The sequence below is a fragment of the Clostridium sp. SGI.024 genome, assembly GCF_050315195.1.
Classification (GTDB): Bacteria; Bacillota; Clostridia; order Clostridiales; family Clostridiaceae; genus Clostridium.
The window spans coordinates 38,249-47,214 of record NZ_JBNPON010000022.1; the positions used below are offsets into that span (position 1 = coordinate 38,249).

General features: G+C 26.6%; 12 protein-coding genes. 10 read left to right on the forward strand and 2 right to left on the reverse strand.

Annotated elements, in window-relative coordinates; genetic code table 11:
- Positions 1–9: 9 nt before the first annotated feature.
- Genes ACQRD5_RS08250 through ACQRD5_RS08260 form a run of 3 tightly spaced genes read left to right on the forward strand, consistent with a single transcriptional unit; the run spans position 10 to position 2,831 of the window.
- Positions 10–1,455 (forward strand): glycosyltransferase family 39 protein, encoded by a 1,446-nt coding sequence (locus ACQRD5_RS08250; RefSeq protein ID WP_294363747.1) that lies wholly within the window; start codon positions 10–12, stop codon positions 1,453–1,455.
- A gap of 19 nt (positions 1,456–1,474) precedes the next feature.
- On the forward strand, positions 1,475–2,479 hold the full coding sequence (locus tag ACQRD5_RS08255) for a glycosyltransferase family 2 protein (protein WP_294363748.1): 1,005 nt from the start codon (positions 1,475–1,477) through the stop codon (positions 2,477–2,479).
- Positions 2,439–2,831, forward strand: coding sequence for a GtrA family protein (locus ACQRD5_RS08260; RefSeq protein WP_291626455.1), 393 nt, complete (start codon positions 2,439–2,441; stop codon positions 2,829–2,831). The genes ACQRD5_RS08255 and ACQRD5_RS08260 overlap by 41 nt, the downstream gene beginning before the upstream one ends.
- Positions 2,832–2,915: 84 nt before the next feature.
- Here the strand turns inward: ACQRD5_RS08260 and ACQRD5_RS08265 are convergent, their stop codons facing one another.
- On the reverse strand, positions 2,916–3,884 hold the full coding sequence (locus tag ACQRD5_RS08265) for a P1 family peptidase (protein ID WP_294363750.1): 969 nt from the start codon (positions 3,882–3,884) through the stop codon (positions 2,916–2,918).
- A gap of 267 nt (positions 3,885–4,151) precedes the next feature.
- Here ACQRD5_RS08265 and ACQRD5_RS08270 point away from each other — a divergent pair, with 267 nt between their 5' ends.
- The gene (locus ACQRD5_RS08270; protein WP_291626451.1) at positions 4,152–4,835 is read left to right on the forward strand and encodes a GTP pyrophosphokinase; all 684 of its coding nucleotides are present in this window, start codon (positions 4,152–4,154) and stop codon (positions 4,833–4,835) included.
- Positions 4,836–4,901: 66 nt separating this feature from the next.
- Here ACQRD5_RS08270 and ACQRD5_RS08275 read toward each other — a convergent pair whose 3' ends face one another.
- A complete protein-coding gene (locus ACQRD5_RS08275; protein WP_291626449.1) occupies positions 4,902–5,639 on the reverse strand; it encodes an NAD-dependent protein deacylase in 738 nt (245 codons plus the stop codon).
- 304 nt (positions 5,640–5,943) lie between these two features.
- Between ACQRD5_RS08275 and ACQRD5_RS08280 the strand changes: the two genes are divergently transcribed.
- From ACQRD5_RS08280 to ACQRD5_RS08305, 6 genes are all read left to right on the forward strand, one after another.
- Positions 5,944–6,471: a hypothetical protein gene (locus ACQRD5_RS08280; RefSeq protein ID WP_320899954.1), complete on the forward strand. Its 528-nt coding sequence runs from the start codon at positions 5,944–5,946 to the stop codon at positions 6,469–6,471.
- Positions 6,472–6,491: 20 nt separating this feature from the next.
- A complete protein-coding gene (locus ACQRD5_RS08285; RefSeq protein ID WP_320899956.1) occupies positions 6,492–7,082 on the forward strand; it encodes a hypothetical protein in 591 nt (196 codons plus the stop codon).
- Positions 7,083–7,165: 83 nt separating this feature from the next.
- Positions 7,166–7,927, forward strand: a complete 762-nt coding sequence (locus ACQRD5_RS08290) for a CPBP family intramembrane glutamic endopeptidase (protein ID WP_291626444.1) — start codon at positions 7,166–7,168, stop codon at positions 7,925–7,927.
- Between the two features lie 90 nt (positions 7,928–8,017).
- Positions 8,018–8,161, forward strand: coding sequence for a hypothetical protein (locus ACQRD5_RS08295; protein WP_291626441.1), 144 nt, complete (start codon positions 8,018–8,020; stop codon positions 8,159–8,161).
- 71 nt (positions 8,162–8,232) lie between these two features.
- Entirely contained in the window at positions 8,233–8,421 is a 189-nt protein-coding gene (locus tag ACQRD5_RS08300) for a hypothetical protein (RefSeq protein ID WP_291626439.1), read from the forward strand.
- A gap of 34 nt (positions 8,422–8,455) precedes the next feature.
- Entirely contained in the window at positions 8,456–8,956 is a 501-nt protein-coding gene (locus tag ACQRD5_RS08305) for a DNA topology modulation protein (protein WP_291626437.1), read from the forward strand.
- Positions 8,957–8,966: the final 10 nt, after the last annotated feature.

Sequence of the window (8,966 nt, forward strand, 5' to 3'; positions counted from 1 at the left end):
AAGAGAGTTTTGGAAAAGTTTAAAATAGTTTTTACAAAATTTTATACAAATATATTAACAGTTTTAATGGGGATAGTTGTTATATCCTGTGGATTAATTACAGCTGGTAGTTTAATATTCTATGAGAAATTTAGCTTTGAAGTTATAATACCAATATTAATTATAGGAATTACAATTTCTTTAGAACTATATATTATTAAAAAGAATATAAAGACTAAATATAAGATATTATTAATTTTATTATTATCCTTTATTTTACGTGTATTGTGGTTATTAAATATATATACTATGCCAATATCAGATTTTAGAGTGATTTATGAAACTGCACAGGATTTATTAGAAGGAAATACAAGTGCTTTTTGGGGAAATGGATATTTAGGAAGGTTTCCACATTTAACAGTAATGAGCTTATATATGTCATTTATGATAAAGTTATTTCCAGTTAATAATATAATTGCAATGAAGGTTGTTAATTTATTCTTTGGAATTATAACAGTTTATTTAATATATCTTTTAGCAAAAGAAATATTTAATTCTAAAAAATTAGGATTATATGCAGCTGGCTTAGCTTCATTTTTTCCACCACTAGTAACTTTTGTTGGAATACTCTGTACAGAAAATATTGCAATACCATTTTATATACTAAGTACTTATTTATTTATCTTAGTAGTTAAAAATAAGAAGAGTAAATACTATCTTATACTATCTGGAGTTATGTTATCTATAGGTAATTTATTTAGAATGGTTGCAACAATTGTGATTATGGCCTTTGGAATATATTTAGTTATTTACACAAAGGACAAGCTTATTGAAAAGATTAAAAGAGTTGGACTTTACTTATTACCATATCTTTTAGTTTTATTTGCAGTAAGCTCTACATTACAAGGAATAGGAGTAACAGAATTTCCATTATGGAAAGGTAGTGAACCTAAGGTTACTAGTATATTGAAAGGAACTAATATAGAGAACTTTGGAAGATGGAATGAAGAAGATGCATCAATTGTAACTAAATACAATTATGACTATGACAAGATAGATAAAGCTAGTAAGGAAATTATAAAAGAAAGATTAACAACTACTAATCCTTTAAAATTAGTTGGATTTTATATATTTAAATTTGCAATGCAATGGAGTATAGGAGATTTTGAGGGAGCATATTTATCTAAATTAGATATGCCAGAAGATGCAGTTAAAGTTAATGTGTCCCTTTGGTTTATTGAAGTTATTTATGGATGTATTATTATACTTGCGTTTTTAGGATTATTTAATAGAAGAAAAAGAACAGATGATTCAGAAATAAATTTATTATATATAATACTTTGTGGATATGGAGTTATGTACTTAGTAACAGAGGCTCAAGGAAGATATTCATTAATAATAGCATGGACATTTATTATATTTGCAATAGAAGGAATTAAGTTTTTATTAAAAAAGTACAATCTAAGTGAAGCCTAAAATAAAAGGAGATAATAGTATGGAGGAAATATTATATTTAGTTGTACCTTGCTACAATGAAGAAGAGGTTTTAATAGAAACATCTAAAAGACTTTTGGGAAAAATAAATAAGATGATAAATGAAGAAAAAATATCAAAGAAAAGCAAGATATTATTTGTTAATGATGGCTCTAAAGATAAGACTTGGGATATGATAGAAGAACTTTACAATAAAAACTCTATATTTTCAGGAGTGAATTTATCAAGAAATAGAGGGCATCAAAATGCCTTGTTAGCAGGGTTAATGGTAGCAAAGGAATATGCAGATATGGTTATTTCCTTAGATGCAGACCTGCAAGATGATATAGATGTAATAGAAAAATTTGTTGAGGAATATTATTCAGGTAGTGACATAGTTTATGGAGTTAGAAGCTCTAGAAAAACAGATACCTTCTTTAAAAGAACAACAGCACTAGGTTTTTATAAATTGATGGATAAGCTAGGGGTTAATGTTGTTTATAACCATGCGGATTATAGGCTTATGAGTAAAAGAGCATTAGAAGCATTAGCTGAATTTAAAGAGGTTAATTTATTTTTAAGAGGTATAGTACCTCTAATTGGATATAAATATTCTATAGTTGAATATGAAAGGCATGAAAGATTTGCTGGAGAATCTAAGTATCCATTAAAAAAGATGCTTGCCTTTGCAGTTGATGGAATAACTTCCTTTAGTGTTAAACCTATAAGATTAATTTCAGTTTTAGGCTTTTCAATATTTTTTATAAGCTTAATTGCATTAATATATTCATTAGTAGTAAAGTTCCTGGGTAAAACAGAAGTTGGATGGACATCAATTGTAATATCCATATGGATGTTAGGTGGAATTCAATTACTTTCATTAGGGGTAATAGGTGAATATATAGGGAAGATATATAATGAAACTAAAGCTAGACCAAGATATATTATTAAAGATAAATTAATAAGAAATAAGGAAGAAAAGATAAATGAATATTATAAACAAAATAAAAAGTATATTTATAAATAAGGAATTTATATTATTTATAATTATAGGCGTTATAAATACCTTTAATGGAGTTATGTTTTCCTTTATATATTCAAGCATACTTAATGAAAATTTAGCTTTTATATTAGGGTATATTTCAGGATTAGTAGTTTCATATATTTTAAATAGTTATATAACCTTTAAAGAAAAGTTATCCTTTACTAAATTTATTAAGTTTGGAATTTCATATATACCTAATTTTATAATTCAAAACATAGTTGTAATAATAACCTTTAATATTTTAGGGTTACATAAATTAATTGCATATTGTTTAGCTGCAATTATAGGAATTCCAGTAACTTTTATATTATTAAAGTTTTTTGCTTTTAAATAAAAAATAAATATACTATTGTTTGATATGTCATAAACTCCAAGTTGCCATAATAGTATATTTATTTTTTAGCTAAAGAAATTTTTTTTAATATACTAATAAAGAAAGGCGAGTATGTCCATCTCTACCAACAAGGGTTTCATTATTTAGTAATGAACTCATAATTGCATCTTCACAGGCTTCAATAGAAGCTCTAAATACTATGTCTATTTTATCTTCATGAATTTCTTTAAGAGTAATAATATCATCTGCTTTGTAATGAGGAATAACATTTGCTGTTGAAAATCCAATTACCACATCTCCACTTCCATTACCTAAATGAGAACCTAATCTTACCAGTGAAACACTCATTCTTTTACAAACTCTTTTTAATTGGCGTGATGATAGGGGGATATCAGTAGCAAGAATAATAATAATACTTCCTTTTTCTAAATTACTATCATTAAAATCAGAAAAATTAAGTGTATCCAATATAAAATCTTTTTTTAGTCCAAAGTTACTTAAGATTAAAACACCTATAGTGAATTCTTGGCCATCTAATTCAACAATACGAGAAGCAGAGCCGATACCACCTTTCATTTCAAAACAGGACATTCCTCTTCCTGCCCCAACACTTCCAAGATCAAAATCTATAGTTGCATTTTCTATAGCTTCATAAACATCTTCTTCTGTTATAGCACATTTACGAATATCATTAAGATAGCCATCATTACACTCTCCAACAATAGCATTAATTGTGCCTGTATCAACACCTATATCAGGATTATCCTTTAACATATGTTTTACTATAGCTTGCTGAACAGTACCAACATTTAAAGTGTTTGTAAGGCCTATAATACTTTCTAAGGTACCCAGTTCATCAACTTGAATTAAACCACTTGTTTTACTGAAGCCATTTATTATATAAGTAGAAGCTATATACTTATTTAAAAATATATTATTTTCACTTGGAATAATAACGGTTACTCCAGTATGAATATCTCCATTATCAATTGTTTTATGTCCTACCTTTATTCCATTAACATCAGTAATTTTATTTAATTTCCCTGTTTTCATGAACATCTCCCATTTCAATACATAATTTAATAAATTACAAATATATCTACTTAATTATAAGATACTATAAATTGAAGAAAAATTCAGCATATTTTTAATGAAATTTGTAATAATATACTAAAAAATACATATATTATTTTTAAAATATTTAATATAAAATTGTTATAAATTAATTAATATTAATTTGAGATTAATGTTTTTAATTTGAATTCATGTTAAAATATTACTGTAATAATATCAATTTAAACTATGGTAGAGGATGGGTATATGTTAAAAAGACTTAGTAAGAAATTTTTTAGAGACAAAATAATAAGTGATGAATTTATAGATGGCATACATAAAAATATGATGCCAATGAACGAGTTAATGGCTTATTATCGTTGTGCAATTATGGAAGTAGAAACAAAGTTTAAAGTATTAGACGAACAATTTTCATTAGAGTATGATAGAAATCCAATAGAAAGTATAAAATCTAGATTGAAGTCTTATGAAAGTATTATAAAAAAGCTTAAGGATAGGGATTTACCTTTTTCCTTAGAGGCAATACAAGAAAATATTAGGGATGTAGCAGGGATAAGGGTAATTTGTTCATTTCCAGAAGATATTTATATGTTAGCAGAATGCCTATTAAGTCAAGATGACGTTAAGTTAATTGAAAAAAAAGACTATATAAAAAATCCTAAAAAAAGTGGGTATAGGAGCTTACATTTAATTATTGAAGTACCAATTTTCTTACGAAATGAAAAGAAATCTATGAAGGTAGAAGTGCAACTGAGAACCATAGCTATGGATTTTTGGGCAAGCCTAGAACATAAATTGAGATATAAGAAAAATATTGATCCAAAGGAAAATGAGATGCTTGAAAAAGACTTAGTAGAGTGTTCAGAAATCAGTGCAGCTTTAGATAAACGTATGGAAGAGATACGAGATAGAATAGAAAAGAAATTATAATAAAATAATAGAGGTAATTACCCTTAATAGAGCGTAATTACCTTTATTATTTTATTTTCTAGGAATTTATAAATTATTAACTGCGGAACTTAATACTTTACCAATAGAATCATGAATAACTAAATCAGCGTTATTATCAGCAGAAGTAGTACTCTTATTAATAAGTACTAAATTTTTACCTCTAAAGTAATTTATAAGTCCAGCAGCAGGATAAACTACAAGAGAAGTTCCACCAATAATTAATGTATCAGCTTTTGATATTGCATCTACAGCGCCTCTAATAGTAGCATCATCAAGTCCTTCTTCATATAAAACCACATCAGGTTTAACTCTTCCACCACATTTAGTACAAGTAGGTACTCCCTTTGATTCTAAAATAAACTTTTCATTATAAAAAGCATTACATTTAACACAATAATTTCTAAGTACAGACCCATGAAGTTCAAAAACATTTTTACTTCCTGCAGCTTGATGAAGTCCATCTATATTTTGAGTTATAACAGCTTTTAATTTTCCCATTTCTTCAAGTTTAGCTAAGGCAATATGAGCTTCATTAGGTTTAGCTTCAGGATAAATGAGCTTAGCCTTATAAAAGTTAAAAAACTCTTCAGGATATCTTATGTAAAAGCTATGTGATACTAATTGTTCAGGAGTAAAGGTAATATTAAGTTTTTCATTAAAAAGACCATTGGAACTTCTAAAGTCAGGAATACCACTCTCGGTTGACACGCCAGCTCCCCCAAAGAAAACAATATTATTGCTTTCTCTTAATATTTCAGCTAATTTTTCTATTTCAGTATTCATAATTTAATCACCGACCTTTTTATTTTATATTCTTATTATTGCATAAATAAATAGAAAATGAAATTTATTAAAGTTAATAAATGGATAAAATTGAATATTATTCTTTAAATGGAGGAGTAGCTGTAAGTAGTCAAGGAGTTAAGGTATATACTGAACATAATCAGTCTCTTGCTCTCCTCACTATTTATAATTTACATTGCAAATATTACATTAATTAATTATTAAACCTACTTGATTATATGAGTTCTTTTTAATATAATCAAATAAATTTAAATTTTTCAAAAAATTAGGGTGTGAAATAATTGTGAAAAAGTATATTAAAAAATCATATTTTATAATAATATTAGCATTATTAATTGGAGCTCCTGTAGTAACTAATGCAACATTAATGAATTATGGATTTAGCTCTCCAAACTTTACAGTTAAAGAATATGACTATAACAATACATGGCAAACACCTATGAATCAATCTATATCTAATTGGAATTCTACAGCGACACGTGTTTGGATTACAAAAAGCAGTTCATCGGCTAACACTATTGTAGCAGCAGGATATTCAGATACATGGTATGGATTAGCAACTCAAACTGTATCAGGTAATACTACAACTAAATTTCAAATTAAACTTAATTCTACAACTATATCTAATGATGCTACTAACTTTAATAATTTTGTACAAAGTGTATTAGTTCATGAATTAGGGCATATACTTTGCTTAGCTGATAATCCAAGTACAACCTCTTCTTCAATAATGAAGTATTCTAGAGATAGAAACACATTAACCAGGCCACAAACCTACGATATAAATGATGTAAACACAAAATTTACGTAAGCATATAAGAGAAAGGTGTAATGATGAAATCAAAAAGAGTATTTAGTATACTATTTATATCTACATTAACAACTATGTTATTTGTTGGCTGTAATAATTTGAATCAAAAAGCTCAAAAAGAAGAAGTTATAATTTCAGCAGATTACTATAATTATGATACAGATGATGACTTAATAAATAATTCAGATGTAATAGTGGAAGGAAAAATACTGAATTATAAATCAGAATATCTAAGTGTTGGTGAATATTCTGAGAGTTCTAATGAAGAAGAAAATCCTGGTGGAGAAATTGATACGACTCAACTTCCATATACTATATTTCAAGTGGAGGTTTATAAAAATTATAAAGGTAATATAGATAAAAAAACTATAATTGAAGTTAAACAATTAGGTGGGGATTTTGATAATATTACATTTTCTGAAAATAATACCACTCCATTAAAGAAAAATCAAAAATATGTTTTCTTTTTAAAACAATATGAAGACTCACCATTTAGCCTTTTGAATCCAGTTCAAGGAACATATTTATCTGAAAATGGTAAGTTGATCCCAAATAATAAGAATAGTGTAAAAATGGATTTGAATAAATTAGAAAAAATTAATAAAAAATAACCTAAATAATAGTTTACTATTTTATAAAAAACTCTTTATTTATTATTTAAAGGTAAAAATTTCTATTATTTTAAGGGGGAAATATGGATAAAAGAGCAATTAAGTTTTTAGTATTCACATTTTTATTAACATTTGGATGTTGGGGCGCAATTATATTAGCAAATCAATTTGAATATTTGGTATATGGTACACCTATTAGTATGATTATATATCTTACAGGAGGATTATCACCAACAATAGTTGCATATTTTTATTTAAAAAAATGTAATAGAGTAGATGGAATAAAGGATTTTTTTAAAAAGTCGTTTTCTATTAAGCAACCTTGGCAATATTATATATTGATTCTAATTTTGCTTACTTTATATTTTGTTTTACCATTTACTATTGGAATAGTTTCTTATTTAACACCAATATATCTGTTACCAATTTTACTAATATCCAATATAATTGGTGGTGGTTTAGAAGAATTAGGATGGCGATATATTTTACAACATGAACTTGAAAAGAAGTATTCCTTCATAGTATCTACTATAATTGTAAGTATTGTATGGGCAGTATGGCATTTACCTCTATTTTATATAGTTGGAACATCTCAGCAGCAGATGCTAGATTTTCGGACTTTCTCAATTTTAGTTGTAGGATTTTCATTTATGCTAGGTGCAATTTATCATATAACTAAAAGTCTTTGGTTATGTATACTTTGCCATGCTTTAATAAACTCTTTAAATGCTTGCTTTTTATTTTTAGATAAGGTAAATATTGTACAGAGTTGTTTAATAGCAGGTTTATTAGTAGTTAGTTCATATATATCTATTATATTAATGAAGAAGAAAAAGATAGTTTAGTATATATTCCTAAGATAAAATTATCTACAGAACCAAATGATTCTTATGATATGATAGGGCTTATAATTTATAAAGGAAAAAGACTAGGATATGCAAAAGGAAATAATTAATTCGGGTGAATCAGTTGCTTTGGGCTTGTTTGCAGAAGTTTCTTGGATTGCAGGAACAGTTATAGAATTTAAAGTTATACTACAAGTAGAAGATAAAGAAACATCAAATATTTTAGCGATATAGAATATAAAATTATGATTATTTTTAATTATTAAGAGTATATATAGAATTGTGAGAGATGGGAGGAGAGTTATATGAAGGATAAAGAGAAGGTATTATTGGGACTTACTTGTTTTTTGGGGGGAGTTGTTGCAGGTTTTTTTATTGCTCCAATTAAAAAGGGAATTTATTGTGGAAATAACTGTGGGAACAATGTTAGAACTGTTGATGAACTAAAAGAATTAATGGATAATGCCATAGAAGAAAATAAGAGTATAAGATGAATATATTAAAATATACATAGGAGATAAATAAGAAATGGATAGAGTGATAATAATAGGCTGTGGAGGTAGTGGGAAATCTACATTATCTAGAGCTTTATCAGAAAAAACTAATTTGCCAGTAGTTCATTTAGATAAGTTATTTTGGAGCGAAGGTTGGGTTTATATACCTAGAGAAGAGTTTAATACCTTACTTAGAGAAGAATTAAAGAAAGACAAATGGATAATTGACGGTAATTATGATAGAACCTTAGAAGAAAGAATAAATAGATGTGATACAGTTATTTATTTAGACTATCCAAGAAGGACATGCTTTTTAGGGGTATTCAAAAGAGTTCTATTAAATTACGGAAAAGTTAGGCCAGACATGGCAGAAGGATGTCCAGAAAAATTCGATTTAGAATTTATGAAATGGATATGGAATTTTAATAAAAATCACAGAGATAAATTATATAGAATACTTAATAAGCAAAAAAATAAAAAAATATATATTTTTAAAAATAGAAAACAATGCAAAGAATTTTTAAATAAAATTTAGAGTTAAACAA